The 19537-nt window shown below is 34.8% G+C and carries 21 protein-coding genes and 1 pseudogene; all 22 read left to right on the top strand.

All coding sequences use genetic code 11. The features are described 5' to 3' along the window. Positions 1-173 (top strand): annotated as a pseudogene (locus ACTWQB_RS08230) (transposase); the annotation flags it as partial. A gap of 117 nt (positions 174-290) precedes the next feature. Beyond that, a complete protein-coding gene (locus ACTWQB_RS08225) occupies positions 291-1613 on the top strand; it encodes an NfeD family protein (RefSeq protein ID WP_443138707.1) in 1323 nt (440 codons plus the stop codon). Positions 1614-1639: 26 nt separating this feature from the next. Beyond that, positions 1640-2638 carry a flotillin-like protein FloA gene (gene floA, locus ACTWQB_RS08220; RefSeq protein ID WP_443138706.1) on the top strand — a complete coding sequence of 333 codons (999 nt, stop codon included), beginning with the start codon at positions 1640-1642 and terminating at the stop codon, positions 2636-2638. Between the two features lie 23 nt (positions 2639-2661). Then, entirely contained in the window at positions 2662-3105 is a 444-nt protein-coding gene (locus ACTWQB_RS08215; RefSeq protein ID WP_443138705.1) for a hypothetical protein, read from the top strand. A 134-nt stretch (positions 3106-3239) separates the two neighbouring features. Next, the gene (gene yqfC, locus ACTWQB_RS08210; protein WP_443138704.1) at positions 3240-3527 is read left to right on the top strand and encodes a sporulation protein YqfC; all 288 of its coding nucleotides are present in this window, start codon (positions 3240-3242) and stop codon (positions 3525-3527) included. After that, positions 3528-4697: a sporulation protein YqfD gene (gene yqfD, locus ACTWQB_RS08205; protein ID WP_443138703.1), complete on the top strand. Its 1170-nt coding sequence runs from the start codon at positions 3528-3530 to the stop codon at positions 4695-4697. Positions 4698-4700: 3 nt separating this feature from the next. Further along, positions 4701-5654: a PhoH family protein gene (locus tag ACTWQB_RS08200; RefSeq protein WP_443138702.1), complete on the top strand. Its 954-nt coding sequence runs from the start codon at positions 4701-4703 to the stop codon at positions 5652-5654. A 23-nt stretch (positions 5655-5677) separates the two neighbouring features. After that, positions 5678-7129, top strand: coding sequence for an HD family phosphohydrolase (locus tag ACTWQB_RS08195; RefSeq protein ID WP_443138701.1), 1452 nt, complete (start codon positions 5678-5680; stop codon positions 7127-7129). A gap of 1 nt (position 7130) precedes the next feature. Continuing rightward, positions 7131-7601, top strand: coding sequence for an rRNA maturation RNase YbeY (ybeY, locus tag ACTWQB_RS08190; protein ID WP_443138700.1), 471 nt, complete (start codon positions 7131-7133; stop codon positions 7599-7601). Continuing rightward, entirely contained in the window at positions 7594-7944 is a 351-nt protein-coding gene (locus ACTWQB_RS08185; protein WP_443138699.1) for a diacylglycerol kinase family protein, read from the top strand. Before ybeY ends, ACTWQB_RS08185 begins: the two co-directional genes overlap by 8 nt. Before the next feature lie 128 nt (positions 7945-8072). Beyond that, positions 8073-8978, top strand: a complete 906-nt coding sequence (gene era / locus ACTWQB_RS08180) for a GTPase Era (protein WP_443138710.1) — start codon at positions 8073-8075, stop codon at positions 8976-8978. A gap of 171 nt (positions 8979-9149) precedes the next feature. Continuing rightward, a complete protein-coding gene (locus ACTWQB_RS08175; RefSeq protein ID WP_443138698.1) occupies positions 9150-9299 on the top strand; it encodes a YqzL family protein in 150 nt (49 codons plus the stop codon). Between the two features lie 15 nt (positions 9300-9314). After that, on the top strand, positions 9315-10058 hold the full coding sequence (gene recO / locus ACTWQB_RS08170) for a DNA repair protein RecO (protein WP_443138697.1): 744 nt from the start codon (positions 9315-9317) through the stop codon (positions 10056-10058). Between the two features lie 192 nt (positions 10059-10250). Then, positions 10251-10874, top strand: coding sequence for a helix-turn-helix transcriptional regulator (locus ACTWQB_RS08165; RefSeq protein WP_443138696.1), 624 nt, complete (start codon positions 10251-10253; stop codon positions 10872-10874). 17 nt (positions 10875-10891) lie between these two features. Beyond that, entirely contained in the window at positions 10892-11692 is an 801-nt protein-coding gene (locus tag ACTWQB_RS08160; RefSeq protein ID WP_443138695.1) for a pyruvate, water dikinase regulatory protein, read from the top strand. A 357-nt stretch (positions 11693-12049) separates the two neighbouring features. Continuing rightward, on the top strand, positions 12050-13867 hold the full coding sequence (dnaG, locus tag ACTWQB_RS08155; protein WP_443138694.1) for a DNA primase: 1818 nt from the start codon (positions 12050-12052) through the stop codon (positions 13865-13867). Between the two features lie 34 nt (positions 13868-13901). Beyond that, positions 13902-15026 (top strand): RNA polymerase sigma factor RpoD, encoded by a 1125-nt coding sequence (gene rpoD / locus ACTWQB_RS08150; protein WP_443138693.1) that lies wholly within the window; start codon positions 13902-13904, stop codon positions 15024-15026. A gap of 26 nt (positions 15027-15052) precedes the next feature. Beyond that, the gene (locus ACTWQB_RS08145; RefSeq protein WP_443138692.1) at positions 15053-15583 is read left to right on the top strand and encodes a hypothetical protein; all 531 of its coding nucleotides are present in this window, start codon (positions 15053-15055) and stop codon (positions 15581-15583) included. Positions 15584-15688: 105 nt separating this feature from the next. Further along, positions 15689-16051, top strand: a complete 363-nt coding sequence (locus ACTWQB_RS08140; RefSeq protein ID WP_443138691.1) for a c-type cytochrome — start codon at positions 15689-15691, stop codon at positions 16049-16051. Between the two features lie 68 nt (positions 16052-16119). Then, positions 16120-16827, top strand: coding sequence for a tRNA (adenine(22)-N(1))-methyltransferase (locus tag ACTWQB_RS08135; RefSeq protein ID WP_443138690.1), 708 nt, complete (start codon positions 16120-16122; stop codon positions 16825-16827). Next, on the top strand, positions 16814-17920 hold the full coding sequence (locus ACTWQB_RS08130; protein WP_443138689.1) for a Nif3-like dinuclear metal center hexameric protein: 1107 nt from the start codon (positions 16814-16816) through the stop codon (positions 17918-17920). Before ACTWQB_RS08135 ends, ACTWQB_RS08130 begins: the two co-directional genes overlap by 14 nt. A 143-nt stretch (positions 17921-18063) precedes the next feature. Beyond that, on the top strand, positions 18064-19530 hold the full coding sequence (gene guaB, locus ACTWQB_RS08125; RefSeq protein WP_443138688.1) for an IMP dehydrogenase: 1467 nt from the start codon (positions 18064-18066) through the stop codon (positions 19528-19530). The last annotated feature ends 7 nt before the right edge of the window (positions 19531-19537 follow it).

The raw sequence follows: 19537 nt of genomic DNA, 5'->3' as shown, positions 1-19537 counted from the left end.
GCAAATCATGAACAGCTTCGCATTTAATTTACATAATGGATATGTTGAAGGGATTAATAATCAAACCAAAGTGATTAAGCGTAATGCCTTTGGCTTTAAACGGTTTGATCGTTTTAGATTAAAGGTGGTTATTGCATCATCAATATAAGAATTTAAAGGTTCGTATCAATTAAATTAGGAGTGAGCGTACGCTCACCCCAACATTTGACTTAGAACCATTTTTTTTGAAACAAAAATAGTTGCTTATTCGTATACATGTTTAGGATAATAAAGAGGAGAGGGGGTATTAAATGAAAAAAAGGTTATATATGTTTGTCATAATTGCGTTATCATTTTTATGGATTAATCAAATGTCTATTGATGCAGACCAACATGGTGATTCAACTTCCATTCATATCGTACCAGTTGAAAATGATGTTGAACAAGGATTAGTTGCATTTTTACAAAGAAGTATTAATGAGGCTGAAGAAAGCTTTGCAGATTTAATTGTATTTGAAATTGACTCACCTGGTGGTAGAGTTGATTCAGCTAATGACATTGCTAACCTCTTAACGAGTACTGAAATTCCGACAGTAGCATATGTCATTAACCAAGCAGCTTCAGCTGGGTCATACATAGCGCTTAATGCAGATGAAATTTACTTTAAACCAAATGCTCGTATGGGAGCTGCAGGAGTTATTACTTCAGATGGTAATGCAGCTGACAAGAAAGCTCAGTCTGATTGGATCAAAGCTATGAGAGCTTCAGCAGAGGCTAATGATAGAGATCCATTATATGCTGAAGCAATGGCGAATGATAATATTGATTTACCAGAGTATGGTGCTCCTGAGGGAGAGTTCTTAACCTTAAGTGCTGAAGAAGCGGTTGAAGTGGGTTATGCAGAAGGAATCGCTGAAAATCGCCGTGCCCTATTTGAATTACTAGAGATCAACAACCCACAAGTAACGGAATCAGAACTCACTTTTTCGGAACAGATTGCTCGGTTTATAACGAATCCTGTTGTTATTCCAATTCTGTTATCGATCGCGAGTATTGGATTAATTGTAGAATTATACTCGCCAGGTTTTGGAATTCCTGGTATATTAGGAATAGTTTCATTAATATTATTTTTCTACGGACATTTAGTTGCAGGATTAGCAGGTTACGAGTCTGTCATTTTATTATTAGTCGGACTCATATGTATCATACTCGAGATATTTGTCCCAAGCGGCATATTAGGAATTATTGGTGGAGGTGCCATCTTAGGTGCACTGCTTGTCTCTGGTGCTGATATGGGACATATGGCGTTCAGTATTGGAATCGCTTTACTAGTATCGATTATTCTCGCAATTGTTTTGTTTAAAAAGCTGGATTTTAATAAAGGAATTTTCAGGCATATAGTATTATCTGACTCTACAAAGTCAGAATTAGGTTATGTGTCAAATGAAAACCGTATGGATTTAATAGGATTAAGAGGCCGTGCTCTAACATTCTTAAGACCATCAGGTACAGCAGTATTTGATGGAGAGCGGTTAGATGTTGTATCTGAAGGATCCTTTATATCAAGTGATGCAGAAGTAGAAATAGTTAAGGTTGAAGGTTCTCGGATAGTAGTTCGAGAAATTCAAGAATAAATATAATTATTAGGAGGAGTTTTTAAATGGGGACTGAACAGTTATTTCCGCTAATTGTCGTAGCTGTGCTTATTATAGCTATCGCAATTTTATTCACGTTTGTTCCAGTAATGCTATGGATTAGCGCATTAGCTGCTGGTGTACGTATTAGTATCTTTACGTTAGTTGGTATGAGGTTACGTCGAGTTGTGCCACGAATGGTTATTAATCCATTAATTAAAGCACATAAAGCAGGTTTAGACGTAAAAACAAATCAACTAGAGAGTCACTACTTAGCCGGTGGTAATGTGGATCGTGTGGTTAACGCACTTATTGCTGCTCACCGTGCTAATATTGAATTGAGCTTTGAACGTTGTGCTGCAATTGATTTAGCAGGTCGTGACGTATTAGAAGCCGTACAAATGAGTGTTAACCCTAAAGTTATCGAAACACCATTTATTGCGGGTGTTGCGATGGATGGTATTGAAGTAAAAGCGAAAGCTAGAATTACAGTACGTGCAAACATCGACCGTTTAGTTGGTGGTGCTGGTGAAGATACCGTTATTGCACGTGTAGGTGAAGGTGTTGTAAGTACAATTGGTTCATCTAAGAGCCATGGTGAGGTATTAGAAAACCCAGATAAGATCTCTCAAAACGTATTATCTAAAGGTCTTGATGCTGGTACGGCATTTGAAATCCTTTCAATTGATATCGCAGACGTTGATATCGGCAAAAACATTGGTGCCATGTTACAAATGGACCAAGCCGAAGCTGATAAGAACATCGCACAAGCAAAAGCCGAAGAACGTCGTGCAATGGCTGTAGCGCAAGAACAAGAAAATATCGCAAAAGTACAAGAAATGCAAGCTCGCGTGGTTGAAGCCGAAGCAGAAGTTCCATTGGCACTTGCTGAAGCGTTACGTAGTGGTAATATGGGTGTTATGGATTATGTAAATTACAAAAATGTCCTAGCTGACACTGATATGCGCGATATGATCAGTAAACTGAATAAAGAAGATGACGATTACACGGATGAACAGAAATAATCCCGATTGGTTAGGTGATTAACATGGATTTTATCTTAAATAACATTATTTTCCTGATCGCCATCATAGCGGGTTTAATGAGCTTATTTAAAAGATCCGATGGAGAAGATACTGGTCCTGTAAGAACTGAAAGACCTACTCCAACAACATATGAAAAGGCACCTAAGACGGAGGATAAACCTAGTTATGAAACTGTATCAAACGGTGACTTAGGCTCTGATACAGAAGAAGTTCAAATTGACCAAACTAATAAGTGGTATGAACAGCTACAGGAATCTAGAGAACGTCGAGAACAAAGTAAGACAGATAAAAATTTGGATAAAATTAAACAACATTCATTATCTAAAAAAGATCGACAGTCTGTTCAAACTGTGTCGATTAATAGAAACTTACGTAGTCGCAGATTAATCGAAAGCTTAATCATGAGCGAAGTGATTGGAAAGCCTAAAGCAAAACAAAATAGATAATGCCACTAGAACAGGGTTGCTATGAAGCATCCCTGTTTTTTTGGTTTTACTATTAAATTTTCAATTAATCTGACTCGATATAGTGATACAAACATGATTTCTTTCATAAATTGGTGTTGATAGGGGGATTTTGAATGAAGCCTGTGCGAAAACGAATTAATCAATGGTTAACAGGGCAATTACAACTACCTGCTGATATTGTATATGACTACCCACGAATTACATTGGTGGGCGACATTCATTTATACATAGAAAATCATGATGGACTGGTCACTTTTGAGTCTGATCTCATAGAGGTCAAGCAACAGAATGGACTCATTAGAGTACATGGGGAAAATTTAGTTATCAAAAATTTACTAAAAAAAGAACTTGTAATTGAAGGAAGAATTAGTAACGTTCAACATACAAAAAAATCTAAGTGATTGGAGGGAAGGGTCATTAGTAAATCATTTTTAAATGGCTATGTCGATGTAACCATTAGTGGAAGGTACCCAGATTTATTAATTAGACATTTACACAAACAAGGTGTTAGCTTTTATAACCTTGAAAAGTTAGATGCCAGTACAGTCACTGTTCGAATGAAATATTCGGATGCTTTTAAACTAAGAAGTATTAGGAAGGATTTCAGATGTAAGGTGAAGTTTCATAAGCGAGGAGGCGTACCGCACTACTATCAAAAAAGAAGTAAGTTCTTTCCAATCTTATTAAGTATTGTTTTAGTAATAGGATTTATTTTTGTGTTGTCAAATATGATTTGGAAAGTTGAAATTAATGGAGGTTCACCAGAAGTTAGATACGAGGTTGAAGAACTAATTGAAACATTAGGTATGAATAGAGGCTCATTTATTCAATCAATGGAATCGATTAGTTCCATCGAAAGAGAGATAATGAATAAAATCGAAGAGGTATCTTATGTAGGCATTAAACGGACAGGCACCTCATTTCACATAATGATTGAAGAAAATAATAATAATAACATTAAAGAACAAAATAAACCGAGCAATTTAGTTGCAACAAATTCTGGTACTATTCAAAAAATATACGTTTCTAATGGACGACCCTTAGTGAGAATTAATGATGTTGTCCAGAAAGGGGATGTGTTAGTTACTGGAAGGTTGGATGATGAAAATGAAGTATACACTTACTCTGAAGGAGAAGTCGTAGCAGAAGTTTGGTATAATATAACAGGAACCATTAATTTAGCAAATGAAAAGAAAGATTTGATTGATGACGTAAAAACAAATTATGGTTTAGGAGTAGGCAATCGTTCGTGGTTTATGAATAAATCTAATGAGCAACGGTTGTTGTTTGAAGAATCTAAGCCAATTTACTTCTTGGTTTGGAAAACACCACTTTCAATCGATAAGAAATATTATTATCCAGAAGATACTTCTGTAGAAACGTTTGAAGATGAACAAATAATAGATGAAGTGATTGAAGAACAGTTAAAACGTAAGTTAGGTCAGTCGGTTGAAGTACTTTATCAAAAAATTTTGCACCAGGAAAAAGACAGTGATAAAGTGAAATTAGAAATGTTTGTTAAAGTATTAGAAGATATCACCGAAGAACAAATTATTAATCAAGGAGACTGATGTATGACAGAGACGACAAAAACGATTGATTTACATTTAGAAGACCATTCAGATACATTAAACCTATTTGGAACTAATGATCGTAATATTAAACAAATAGAACATTTCATACCCGTTAAAATCATCACACGCGGTGGTCAAGTGAAGATTAACGGTGAAGAAAAAGATGTTGATATCGTTTTTTCTTTATTAGAATCTGTACTAAAAGTTATTAAAAAAGGCATAAATATCACTGAACGTGATGTCATATATGGATTAGAGCTAGCTAAGTCAGGCAAGATTGAACAATTTGAAACATTGTTTGAAGACGAAATTACTAAAAACCAGCAAGGAAAACCTATTCGTGTTAAAACTTTAGGTCAGCGAGATTATGTTACTTCAATTAAAAAGAAAGACCTTGTTTTTGGAATAGGGCCAGCTGGTACAGGTAAGACATACTTAGCTGTTGTGATGGCAGCTAAGGCATTAAGAAATGGTGAAGTGAAAAGGTTAATCTTAACTAGACCTGCTGTAGAAGCGGGAGAGAGCTTAGGTTTCTTACCTGGTGATCTTAAGGAAAAGGTAGATCCATACTTAAGACCTCTATATGATGCGTTACATGATGTCATAGGTGCTGAGCATACAGTGCGATTAATGGAACGCGGAACGATTGAGATTGCACCTTTAGCTTACATGAGAGGTCGTACTTTAGATGATGCTTTTGTTATTTTAGATGAAGCGCAAAATACAACACCAGAACAAATGAAGATGTTTATAACACGATTAGGTTTCGGGTCTAAAATGGTTATTACAGGCGATATTACTCAAATAGATTTACCCAAAGGTGTTACATCTGGTTTAAAAGTCGCAGAAGAACGTTTGAGTAATATAGGTGGCATCGCATTTAATTATCTAAAAGGTTCAGATGTTGTTAGACACCCACTCGTGCAGAAGGTGATCGAAGCTTACGAAAAATAATTGAAAACAAAGTTGGTGTAATCATGAAGGTAGCTAAACGTCAAAAATGGTTCATTCCTTTAAATGTGAAGAAAATAAATTTCAATAACGCTTTAGCAATTTTTAGTACACCAACTATATTTATGTGCTTAATGACCTTTCAATTTCTGCAACATTTAATTTCTCTGAATGAATTGCTAATGGGAATAAGTGTTGGTTTGTTGTTAGGTTTTTTATTAAGAATTGAAGTTAATAATCATTCGAAATGGTCAGGTCAAGATACGATTACCTTTACATTTTTAAGTTCAGGATTATTACTAACGATGTATGCGATTCAAGTCATTAGTTTAGATCTTCCAATTTTATTTTACATGACACCAATTGCTGCTTTTGCAATTTTAAATAAACACTTTATTACAGAGCGTTTTGCACTAATTTCATCAGTAATATCAGCTGCTTACGGTAGTTTCATCTTTATGACTACCGATTTTAGTATGTATCAGATATTTATTTATCTGTTACTCTCTCAATGGTTTGCTGTATTCATGTTTGAGTCAATAAAAGATCGAAAAACTTTATTTAAAACAGCAACATCTCTGTTATCCGTTCATTTAATTCTAATTGTTATCTTTGAATTAAGAACTTGGCATATATGGACAGTTATGACTCCTGAATTTATGTTATCTATCGTATTTTCAATGGTATCGGTGTTATTAGCTGTCATATTAACTTTAGGTATTTTACCTTTATTTGAAGCGGGCTTTAATATGTTAACAGAGAGCAAGCTTTTAACTTTATCAAATCCTAATCATCCTTTATTGAGGAAGGTGTTAGTTGAAGCTCCAGGTACTTATCACCATAGTGTGATGGTAGCTAACCTAAGTGAATCTGCTTGTGAGTCCATTGGAGCTAACGGATTGCTTGCAAGAGTTGCAGCCTATTATCATGATGTAGGGAAAGCTTTAAAACCACATATGTTTATAGAAAATCAAAACGGTAAAAATCCACATGATTCATTACCACCGGAAGATAGCGCGAGGATTATCTTACAGCACCCTAATGATGGTGCAAGCTTACTTAAAGAATATGGACTTCCACAAGAGATTATTGACATTGCACAACAGCACCATGGTACAACACTTTTAAAGTATTTTTATTATAAAGCAAAAGAGCGTAATTCGAATGTTAGTGAGTCTACATTTAGATATGATGGCCCAATTCCTCAATCTAAAGAGGCAGCTATTATTAATATTTGTGACTCTGTTGAAGCGGCTGTTAGATCCAAGAAACACCCAACCAATGAAGAAATTAATAAAATTGTAAGGTCTATTATTTATGACCGATTATTAGACGGACAATTTAATGATTGTCACTTAACCATTGATGAAATCCTGACAATTGAGAATAATATTTGTGACATGCTTAATGGAATTTTCCATCAACGAATAGAATACCCAAAAGAACAAGTCATGCAAACGACTTCAGGAGGTCACTAGAATGAATATTGATTTTATAGATGAAATGAACCAAGTTACCGATGAAGAACTTGAATGGTTAAAAAACTTAATTGAATATGCGGCTGAGATGGAAGAAGTCAATCAAGATGCTGAATTATCTATAACGTTTGTTAATAATTCTCAGATACAAGAGATAAATCGAGATTATAGGCAAAAAGATCAACCGACAGATGTTATTTCTTTTGCAATGCAAGAAACCGGTGAAGACGAAATTGAAATTGTAGGTGAAGAATTACCTGAGCATTTAGGTGATATTATTGTATCTATAGAAAAAGCGAGGGATCAAGCTCAAGAATATAATCATTCTTATAAACGTGAATTAGGGTTTCTAATTGTACATGGCTTTCTTCACTTATTAGGTTACGATCATCAAACAGTTGAAGAAGAGAAAGAAATGTTTGAACGACAAAAACACATTTTAGAAGAATTCGGATTGAAGCGTGATGGATAAAATAGGTTTTAAACATGCAATTCGTGGTATATATAAAGCAATAGAATTTGAATTAAACATGAAAATCCACGTCGTTTGCATGTTAATTGTTCTTTTTACAGGAATTTGGTTAAGTATCACGATAATTGAATGGTTATTTATTTTAATAGCAATTGCATTGGTCTTAGTAACAGAATTAATCAATACTTCAATAGAAAAATTAACTGATGTGTTATTTAAAGAACGTGATGAACAAGCCCGTAATATAAAGGATATAAGTGCTGGTGCAGTACTCGTAGCAGCCATATTTGCAGCTATAATTGGTATCATAATATTCCTACCTAAGATTATAAATATCTTTTAACTTTAGAGTATTCTTTAATTTTGAATACTCTTTTGTCTTTTATCGATATCTTTTGTCGAACAAATGAAATCTGAATTGCTTTATAGTAAAATAAAAAACAAACATAACTAGGAGAGAGACATTTAATGATGAATGACAACTTTAGATCAGGATTTATTGCGATTATTGGACGACCAAATGTAGGGAAATCAACTTTTTTAAATCATGTATTAGGACAAAAAATAGCTATTATGAGTGATAAACCCCAAACGACACGGAATAAAATTCAAGGTGTGTATACGACTGAACGGTCACAATTTGTTTTTATTGATACACCAGGTATTCATAAGCCGAAACATAAACTAGGAGACTTTATGGTTCAGTCTTCAATCAACACACTAAATGAAGTCGATATGATTATGTTTATGGTGAATGCCAAAGAAGGGTTTGGTAAAGGTGATCAATTTATAATAGATAAACTCCAGAATGTTGATCAACCAATTTTCTTAATCATTAATAAAATTGATGAAGTACACCCAGATGAATTACTACCGTTAATAAGTCTATATAAAGATAAATTAGAGTTCAGTGAGATTATACCGATCTCAGCATTAAACGGTAATAACGTCAATCATTTATTAGATGTCATGGAAGGGTATTTACCTGAGGGGCCACAATTTTATCCTGAAGACCAAATCACAGACCACCCTGAACGTTTTATAATTAGTGAATTAATAAGAGAAAAGGTTCTACATCATACAAGAGAGGAAATCCCGCATTCAATCGCAGTAGTTATTGAGGGGATTCAACCGGAAGAAGATAGTGATATGATCAATGTACAAGCTATGATTATCGTTGAACGCTCTTCTCAAAAAGGAATAATTATAGGAAAACAAGGTCAAATGTTGCGTCAAATTGGGACTGAGGCACGTAAAGATATTGAGAGCTTACTTGGATCAAAAGTATATTTAGAGCTTTGGGTAAAAGTACAAAAAGATTGGCGGAACCGCATGACTCACTTAAAAGATTTTGGCTATAACGAAGATGAGTACTAAAGTCAACTGGTAATTTTTTTAACTAATGAAGTTGCGATTATGAGAGAAAATACAAGTATATAAAAATGTTTTCATCCTGATTGAAAACACTGCTTAAACTCTTTGGCAAGTGTGTATCAAGCAGAGTGGACATTTGTTTGTGATCAATAAATCTGAAAGGTGGAGATTTTGATGATCGATTTACCTTGGAAAGTTTTTAGTAAAACTGGAAGTGTTGAAACGTATTTATTGATGAAACAAATGGAGGAAGCCTATAAAAGTACGTACCATAAGAATGACCTAAAGGAGTCAAGAACATCATTAGCAAACAATAACCAATAAAGGTATGGGAGACGGATGTTTGAAAAAGTTGAAGGAATTGTTTTAAGAACCACGGATTACGGTGAAACAAATAAAATTGTAAAGTTATATACAAAAGAATATGGATTAATTAGTGCAGTAGCGAGAGGCGCTAAAAAATCTAAAAGTCGAATGGCTGCTATTACGCAGCCATTTATATATGGTTCATTTTTAATACAATTAGGTAAAGGGTTAGGGACTATTCATCAGGGTGAAATACTACATAGTATGAGGAAAATTCGTGAAGATATTATGCTTACTGCCTATGTATCTTATATGTGTGAACTGCTTTCTAAAATTGTTAATGAAAAGGAACCTAGTACTGGGATTTTTGATGAGTTGTATGTGAGTTTAGAACGTATGACTGAGGGGGATCCTCCACTTGCTATTACAATGATGTTTGAACTCAAGATGTATTATGTTGGAGGGTTTTCACCTGTTTTAAATTATTGTGTGAACGGTCATACTGATCGACCTGTTGCTGCGTTTTCAGTAACTGAAGGTGGAGTTATTTGTGATCAATGTTTATATCGAGTGGAAGACCATTTTAAGTTAACCCCACAACTACATAATGTATTGAAAATAATGAGTCAGACAAGTATTAAAAGAATTAGAAATTTAAATATAAAAAAAGAGTCGTTAACAGTAATAAGAGAAATCTTAGATCAATATTATGAACGTTTTGGTGGAATGCCAATAAAATCAAAGAGGTTCTTAGATCAAATGCATTTATTAGAATAAAATAATGAATATGAAGGCATTTAGACTGCTTGACTGTAAATTTGTAGACGGTCAGTTTATAATGGTGGTCTGAGAAGTGCTTTCTTTTTTTGTTTTAATCATATTAATATCTGAGTTTTCTTTATTCAGCCATCGAAATAGTATATAATATTTAAATATAGTATGTCAGATTATGTAGAGGTGGTAAAGACTATGGAATTATCTCACCGACAAGAACAAATCATCGAAATCGTAAAAGAAAACGGACCAATTACTGGTGAAAATATTGCAGAACGTTTAAATTTGACACGTGCAACATTAAGACCGGATTTAGCTATATTAACGATGGCAGGATTTTTAGATGCTAGGCCACGAGTTGGGTATTTTTATACTGGTAAAACAGGTAGTGAGTTAATCTCAGAACAGTTGAAAAAGCTAAGGGTAAGAGATCAACATTCTGTTCCGGTAGTTGTCAATGACAAAGTGTCTGTGTATGATGCTATTACAACCATGTTTTTAGAAGATGTCGGAACATTATTTGTGGTTAATAAGCAGTCTATGTTAGTGGGGGTATTATCAAGGAAAGATCTATTGCGTGCGACAATGGGAAACCAAGAACTTTCAGAGGTTCCTGTACATATTATTATGACACGCACTCCGAAAATAAAAATTTGTTATAAGGATGATTTGTTAGTTGATGCAGCAACGAAGCTAATAGAGAATCAAATTGATGCATTGCCAGTAGTCATTGACAGAGATGATGGACAAGAAGTTGTCGGTCGCCTGACGAAAACTAACATCACAAAAGCTTTTGTTGATTTAGTTAGAAAAGAATAGCAATTGAGGAGGGTATTATGATGGGTAAGGTATTTTATGTATTATCGGATTCTGTCGGAGAGACAGCAGAACTTCTAGCTAAAGCAGCTTTAAGTCAATTTTCCAGCCAAGATATGAAAATTCAACGTATTCCTTATGTTGATGATGAGGCAACTATGGTAGAAGCGTTTAACTTAGCGAAAGAGAATAATGGAATTATTGCTTATACACTGGTAAAGCCAGAATTTAGACATAAAATGAAAGATCTATCAGTTAAGTATAACATCACAGCGATTGATTTAATGGGGCCATTACTAGAGGAATTAGAAGGGCATCTTCAAGAAAAACCAACTCTACAACCTGGTTTAGTACATAAATTAGATGAAGATTATTATAAACGTGTAGAGGCAATTGAATTTGCTGTAAAGTATGATGATGGTAGAGATGCAAAAGGGATCTTGAAAGCAGATTTGGTATTAATAGGAGTATCAAGAACATCAAAGACTCCTTTATCTCAGTTCTTAGCTCATAAGCGCTTGAAAGTAGCAAATGTTCCAATTGTACCGGAAGTCGAACCGCCTGAAGAATTATACCAAGTGTCACCTGATAAATGTATTGGATTAGAAATCAGCCCTGAAAAACTGAATCATATACGTACAGAGCGACTTAAAGCTCTTGGGTTAAATGGATCGGCCAATTATGCAAGGAAAGAACGCATTCAAGAAGAGATTGATTACTTTAATAAAGTTGTTCAAAAAATTGGTTGTGACACTATTGAAGTTTCAAATAAGGCTGTAGAAGAAACCGCAAACGTTATTCTAAGGAAAATCAAAAAGTAAATATTCAGTTTACCAAAAATCAAAGGACTCGGATCATAGGCTAAAATAAATCTATCGTCCGGGTTCTTTGTATTTTACAGCTTTTGTACAACTTAATTATTTTAAATTTAAAAAATTAAAACATCAAACAAACTATTCGCATAATCGAGATGAATAAGTTATAATCGATATTTGTGGAAAGAAGTAGATTTATAGTTTCTATGTTACTAATACAACATAGTTTTTCCTAATCTTACACGGGTATACATAGAATACATAGGTAATATTAATGTGACAATAATTTAACGAAGTTAATTTTTTGTCGATATTTGAAGGTTTTTTGAAAAAGTTATCGAATTTAATCACATGGTGATGTAGATGGCGGATAGAATCCCACAGGAAACAATTGATCAAATAACAAAGAATAATAATATAGTCGATGTTATAAGTGATTATATTAAATTAACTAAAAAAGGGCGTAATTATTTTGGGTTATGTCCATTTCATGGAGAAGATACGCCATCCTTTTCGGTATCACCTGAGAAACAAATATATCATTGTTTCGGGTGTGGTAAAGGCGGCAATGTAACGTCTTTTATCATGGAAATTGAAAACTTGTCATTTATTGAAGCTCTTAAGCATCTGGCAAGTAAGAGTGGCGATTCATTACCTGAAGAATGGGTTAATCGTCAACAAACCTCTAATTATTCTAGTGAAGAGCAGAGTGTGTTAGATGCGTATGAATGGTCTAATAAATTGTTCCATCATGTACTGAAACATACAAAAGATGGCAAAGATGCTCTTAACTACGTAAAAAATAGAGGATTTTCAGATGCGGCTATAGAAGAGTTTCAAATAGGCTATTCACCTAATAAAAGCCAATTTTTAAGTGCCTTTCTAAAGGGGAAGGGGTTTACGCTTGAAAATTTGGCGCAATACGGTTTATTAAGCTCTCGAGATGGGAATAGTTTTTTTGACAGATTCCAAGGCAGGGTCATATTTCCTATTCATAACCATCAAGGTAAGATTGTTGGTTATGGTGGAAGGTCTATAGAGGATCATGTTGAGCCTAAGTATTTAAATAGTCCTGAATCAAAGTTATTTCAAAAAGGTAAGTTGCTTTATAACTTTCATAAGGCGAGAAGATATTTTCAGAAGTTAAATCAAGTCGTTTTATTCGAAGGTTATGCAGATGTTATAAAAGCTTATCAAGCCGGCGTTCATAATTCCGTAGCTACAATGGGGACAAGCTTATCTGAAACACACGCTAAAATATTAAGTCACTATGTCGATGAAGTCATAATCTGTTATGACGGAGATTCCCCAGGACGAGAAGCTAGTTATAAAACTGCAAAAATCATTAAAAAAGCAGGAATGAACGCGCGAGTGGCGAATGTACCTAATGAGATGGACCCAGATGATTATTTTGAACAATATGGGCCAGAGGCATTTCAAAACTTGATACAATCTGCTGAGAGTTATGTATCGTTTGCATTGCAATATATAAAAAAGAACTTCAATTTAAATACAGACCATGACAGAATTCAATATGTCGAAAAAGCTTTAGATATCATTGCGACAGTTGATCAAGCTGTTGAAAGGGATTTTTATTTAAATGATCTAGAAGAAACATTTAAGTTGGACCGTGCAACATTGCTTCAAGAAATCGACAATCGTAGAAGAATAATGCATCGTTCAAAAGAACATGATAATCATGTTAAGAATAAGAGCATTGAGCATAATAATTGGAACAAACCTCAAAAGTTGTATAGTGCTTATCAAAATGCTGAACGTCACTTAATTGCTCATATGTTACAAGATGCGTATGTGGCTGATCGAGTTCAGAATCGACTTGGTGCGTCATTTAATATTGAGGATCATCAAGTATTAGTCACTTATTTATACGCATATTATGAGGAAGGGAATGACCCGAACGTTAGTCGGTTTGTCGAGCGACTAAATGATGAATCCATTAAACATCTAGCTGCTGAGCTAGCTTTAATACCTATTAATGAGGAAATGAGTGATCAAGAACTAGATGATTATATTCGAGCTATTAAGCGAGAAGGAGAATCTAGTCATGAATTGCGAACATTAAAGCAAATGTTAAAGCAAGCAGAGAAAGAAAATGACCATCAATCTGCTGCAAAAATAGGTATGAAAATTATTGAATTAAAGAAGAGAAACATGACATGAATGAACAGCAACCAGTTTGGAAGGAGGGGTTAAAATGGCAAACAAGCCAGTAGATCCAAAAGAAGGTTTAGAAGAACAAGACCTAACGCTCGATCAATCTAAAGAACAGCTACTTGAGATTGGTAAAAAACGAGGTGTACTCGTTTATGAAGAAATAGCTGATAAATTAAGCCATTTTGAATTAGACTCTGAACAGATGGATGAGTTTTATGAAACCCTAGCAGAAGAGGGAATTGACATTATAGGTGAAAATGATGAAGACCCTAATATGCAAAAGATTGCAAAAGAAGAAGAGTTTGATTTAAATGACTTAAGCGTTCCTCCAGGAGTGAAAATAAACGACCCGGTTAGAATGTATTTGAAGGAAATAGGGCGTGTTGATTTACTTTCAGCTGAAGATGAGATTGATTTAGCACACCGTATTGAGCAAGGTGATGAAATTGCTAAACAGAAGTTAGCTGAAGCTAACTTACGTCTAGTAGTAAGTATTGCCAAGCGTTACGTCGGTAGAGGGATGCTATTTCTTGATTTAATTCAAGAAGGTAACATGGGTCTCATTAAAGCTGTTGAAAAATTTGATTACCGTAAAGGTTTTAAGTTTAGTACGTATGCAACTTGGTGGATTCGTCAGGCTATTACGCGTGCTATTGCCGACCAAGCCAGAACAATCCGTATTCCAGTTCATATGGTTGAAACGATTAACAAGTTAATCCGTGTACAACGTCAGCTTCTACAAGATTTTGGCCGTGAACCAACACCGGAAGAAATTGGTCAAGAAATGGAATTGTCACCTGAAAAAGTGCGCGAGATTTTAAAAATTGCACAAGAACCAGTTTCACTAGAAACACCAATTGGTGAAGAAGATGATTCACACCTAGGTGATTTCATCGAAGATCAAGAGGCTCAGTCACCATCTGATCATGCTGCTTATGAATTATTAAAAGAACAGCTTGAGGACGTCTTAGATACGCTAACTGATCGTGAAGAGAACGTGTTACGTTTACGTTTCGGACTTGATGATGGAAGAACGAGAACACTAGAAGAAGTCGGTAAAGTGTTCGGGGTCACCCGTGAACGTATCCGTCAGATCGAAGCAAAAGCGTTACGCAAGCTTAGACATCCAAGTCGAAGCAAACGATTAAAAGACTTTTTAGAGTAGTCCATTGTAGTTAATACGGGGGTAACATGGGCATTGAACGTAAAGAAATCATTATTAATGAAATAAAGCATTGGAAAGAAACAAAGCTTTTACCTGAGAGATATTGTGATTTTTTGTTAATGCTTTACACACAGGGAGAAGATCAGCAAGAAACAACCAACACAAGTAAACCGCTGGGAAGTATTTGGTTCGTGTTAGATTTATTCTTCCTTATGCTCTTACTCCCTGTTACTTCTTATTTTTTATTAATTGAAACAACAGATTTATGGCTCAAAATTACTTTGATTCTTATAACAATTATAATCGCTATAGTTCATATTTTGTATTTTTATAAAAATAAGTCTTTGGTAATTCACATACCTATAATTGTTTTATTTACGACTTTATTGACAGGATCGATTGCTTTTAATGCTTTTTTTGTGTTAAGTATGTATTGGGTCATTGCTTTTCATTGTTTTATGTGGATTATAGTAGGATACTGGAAAAAATTATATTATTTAATTATTTCTGGCGTATTAGGACTTATAATATTGCTAATTAATTATTTTGTTATATAAATATTCACAATTTCTCCCTTTTAGTTTATGTATTTTTCGAGTAAAATAAGTGTAGTTTGAAATTATAACCGTATACATATCGTGCAACGAAGGAGGACAAATAAGATGAAAAAGAACTTAATAATGCCATACGTACTTATTGCTACTCTTGGACTAGTTACTATGATTGTTATGGGTGGAGTAGGGTTAGCCCAAATGGACCAGGCTGAAGGTGAAGGCGGTAATGAGGGTACGTTAGATCCTGCAGAATTGGTTGAACAGAATAACTGTATATCTTGTCACGGTGCTGACTTAAGTGGTTCAGGTAATGCGCCAGGATTAAATGATGTTGGAGATCGTTTTGATAAAGAAGAGTTAGTTGACATCATTAACAACGGTGTAGAAGGTAGTAACTTAATGACTGGCGATTATGCGAATGCCGAAGAAGCAGAAGTAATTGCGGAATGGTTATTAAACGGTAAAGAGTAAATGACTTAAAAGTCCAGAACATATTTATGTTTCTGGGCTTTTTTAAACTTAAAACGAGGAAGTTGACTATGAGCAAAATAATGTTATCCAAGAGACTGGAGAAAGTAGCAAAATATATTCCAAGTACAACTGAAGTTTTAGCAGATATTGGTTCTGATCATGCATATTTACCTTGCTATGTCTGTTTACAGAACCCAGACATTAAAGCAATAGCTGGTGAAGTTAATGTTGGCCCTTCTGAATCAGCACAAGCTCAAGTCAATCAATTTGGCTTGACTAATCGTATTGACGTGCGATTAGGAGACGGGTTATCTGTTTTGGAGCCAGAGGAAGCTGATTGTATTGTTATTGCTGGCATGGGTGGATCATTAATTACTTCAATATTAGAGAATGGTAAAAGTAAATTATCAAATGTAAATCGTTTGATTTTACAACCTAATATAGACGCGCAGTCAATTAGAGAGTTTGCTGTAGATCATCAGTACCAAATAGTTGATGAACAGATTTTAGATGAAGATGGTTATATATATGAAATTGTAGTTTTAGAACCGAGTGAGGATCACGTTCAATATTCTGACAAAGAATTATTTTTAGGGCCCATTTTACTTAAAACAAAGGGTGAAGTTTTTTATCGTAAATGGCGTAATGTTCTTCAAAAGAAAGAAAAGATTATTGAGCAAATGAAGCGGTCATCAAACATAAGTGAACAAAAGCTAAATCTATTTACACAACAAACGCATTGGATAAAGGAGGAAATAGGAAGTGACAACAGTTAAGGATGTCGTGAAGTTGTTAGAAGACTTCGCCCCAAAGTCTTACTCTTTTGAAGGTGATAAAGTCGGGCTTCATGTTGGGAGTATGAATGCTAAGGTATCTAAAGTTATGATAGCTTTAGATGTTCTAGAAAACGTAGTGGATGAAGCAATAGAGAATAAAGTAGATTTAATTCTGGCGCATCACCCATTAATTTTTAAGCCGTTGAAGTCCATTGATCTTAACAGTGAAAAAGGTAGAATTATTCAAAAGCTAATTCAACACAATATTTCCGTATATGCTGCGCATACTAATTTAGATATTGCTGCAGGTGGCGTTAATGATATGCTAATGGAGCAGCTAGGGATTGATACGAGTGAAATTTTAGTAGAGACAGGTGAAGAATCACTATATAAACTGGTCATATTTGTGCCGGAAACTCATGAAGAGATATTACGTAATGCATTGTCTGAAGCGGGGGCCGGCCACATTGGTGATTACAGTCATTGCACGTTTAATACACCAGGAACAGGTACTTTTAAACCTTTAGATGGTACAAATCCTTATATTGGTTCACAAGGTGAGATTGAGAAGGTTAATGAAGTACGCATGGAAACAATTGTTCCAGAAACAATCTTAAATAAGGTTATTAAATCTGCAACATTAGCACATCCATATGAAGAGATGGCTTATGATGTCTACCCTGAAAAACTGCCAGGTATAAAACGTGGACTTGGTCGAATTGGAACATTAAAAGCTCCTGTTACATTAGAACAATTTGCTGAACATGTTAAAGAATCTTTTGATGTACCATTTGTAAGAGTGGTAGGAGATCAATCTAAGAAAATAAAACAAGTTGCTGTCATAGGTGGAGACGGTAATAAATATATTAATCAAGCAAAAATTAAGGGTGCAGATGTGTTAATTACTGGAGATATTTATTACCACACAGCACACGATGCTTTAGGAATTGGACTAAACATGATTGACCCAGGTCATCATATTGAGAAAATCATGAAAACTGAATTGGTAAAGGTTCTAAGAGAACGCAGTAAACATTTAGATGTGGAATATATGTCTTCAAATATTGTTACTGAGCCTTTTAAATTGTTATAAATATAGACTAAGGTTATGTTAATCATAGCCTTAGTCTATTTTCTGTCTATTTAGAATCTTGTAACTTATTCAATCAATGTTGACATTTAACTCATAACGTTGATAATCTTATTTAAAATGAAAAAAGGGGAGGAATTCGGTTAATGGTTTGGGAGCAAAAGTTTCAAAAAGAAGGGTTAACTTTTGATGATGTTTTATTACTACCAGCAAAGTCAGATGTATTACCTAGAGAAGTTAATGTGAAGGTTGAGTTAACAGAAACGTTAAAGTTAAACGCACCTATTATTAGTGCAGGAATGGATACTGTGACAGAAGCTGAAATGGCAATAGCTATGGCTAGAGAAGGTGGACTGGGTGTCATCCACAAAAACATGTCCATTGAAGAACAAGCTGATCAAGTAGATCAAGTTAAGCGCTCCATTCGTGGTGTCATTACTAATCCATTCTTTTTAACACCGGAACATCAAGTGTTTGATGCAGAACATTTAATGGGTAAATATCGCATTTCGGGGGTACCTATTGTAAACAACGAAGATCATCAAAAGTTAGTTGGAATTATAACTAACCGTGACTTGCGATTTATCCAGGATTATTCTTCAAAAATTGATGATGTTATGACAAAGAGTGACCTTGTTACAGCACCTGTTAATACTTCTTTAGAGGAAGCAGAAAAAATCTTACAAGAGCATAAGATTGAGAAACTTCCATTAGTAGATGATGAAGGCTTTTTAAAAGGTTTAATCACTATCAAAGACATTGAGAAGGTCATTGAATTTCCTCATTCTGCAGTAGATGCTCAAGGTCGATTAGTGGTTGCAGCTGCTGTTGGTGTTACAGGTGATGTTTTATTAAGAGCAGAAAAGCTAGTCGAAGCTGGTGTGGACGCTCTTGTGATTGATACTGCTCATGGACATTCTCAAGGTGTCATTGATACAGTTAAAAAACTTAGAAAGCAATTCCCTGAAACCAACTTAATTGCAGGTAATGTAGCAACTGCTGAAGCCACACGTGAGTTAATTAATGCAGGTACAGATGTAGTAAAGGTAGGTATTGGTCCTGGTTCTATTTGTACTACAAGAGTAGTCGCTGGTGTTGGTGTTCCTCAAATTTCTGCCATTTATGATTGTGCAACTGAAGCAAGAAAACATGGTGTACCAATTATTGCTGATGGTGGAATAAAATTCTCTGGTGACCTTGTTAAAGCAATTGCTGCTGGCGGCCATGTCGTCATGCTAGGAAGTATGTTAGCAGGCACAAGTGAGAGCCCTGGTCAAACTGAAATTTTCCAAGGTCGCCGTTATAAGGTTTATAGAGGAATGGGTTCTGTAGGCGCAATGGAAAAAGGTAGTAAAGATCGCTACTTTCAAGAAGAAAATAAAAAGTTCGTGCCAGAAGGGATTGAAGGTAGAGTACCATACAAAGGACCAGTCGCAGATACACTTTATCAATTAATTGGTGGTCTACGCTCAGGTATGGGTTATTGCGGATCTCAGAACCTAAAAGCGTTAAGAGAAGAGGCAAAGTTTGTTAAAATCACAAATGCAGGATTAAGAGAAAGTCATCCGCATGATGTACAGGTAACAAAAGAAGCTCCTAATTATTCATTTTAGAAATTTA

The organism is Piscibacillus sp. B03, assembly GCF_052246295.1.
GTDB lineage: Bacteria > Bacillota > Bacilli > Bacillales > Alkalibacillaceae > Piscibacillus.
The sequence above is the reverse complement of the archived record's forward strand: the minus strand, read 5'-3'. Positions and strand labels throughout refer to the sequence as shown.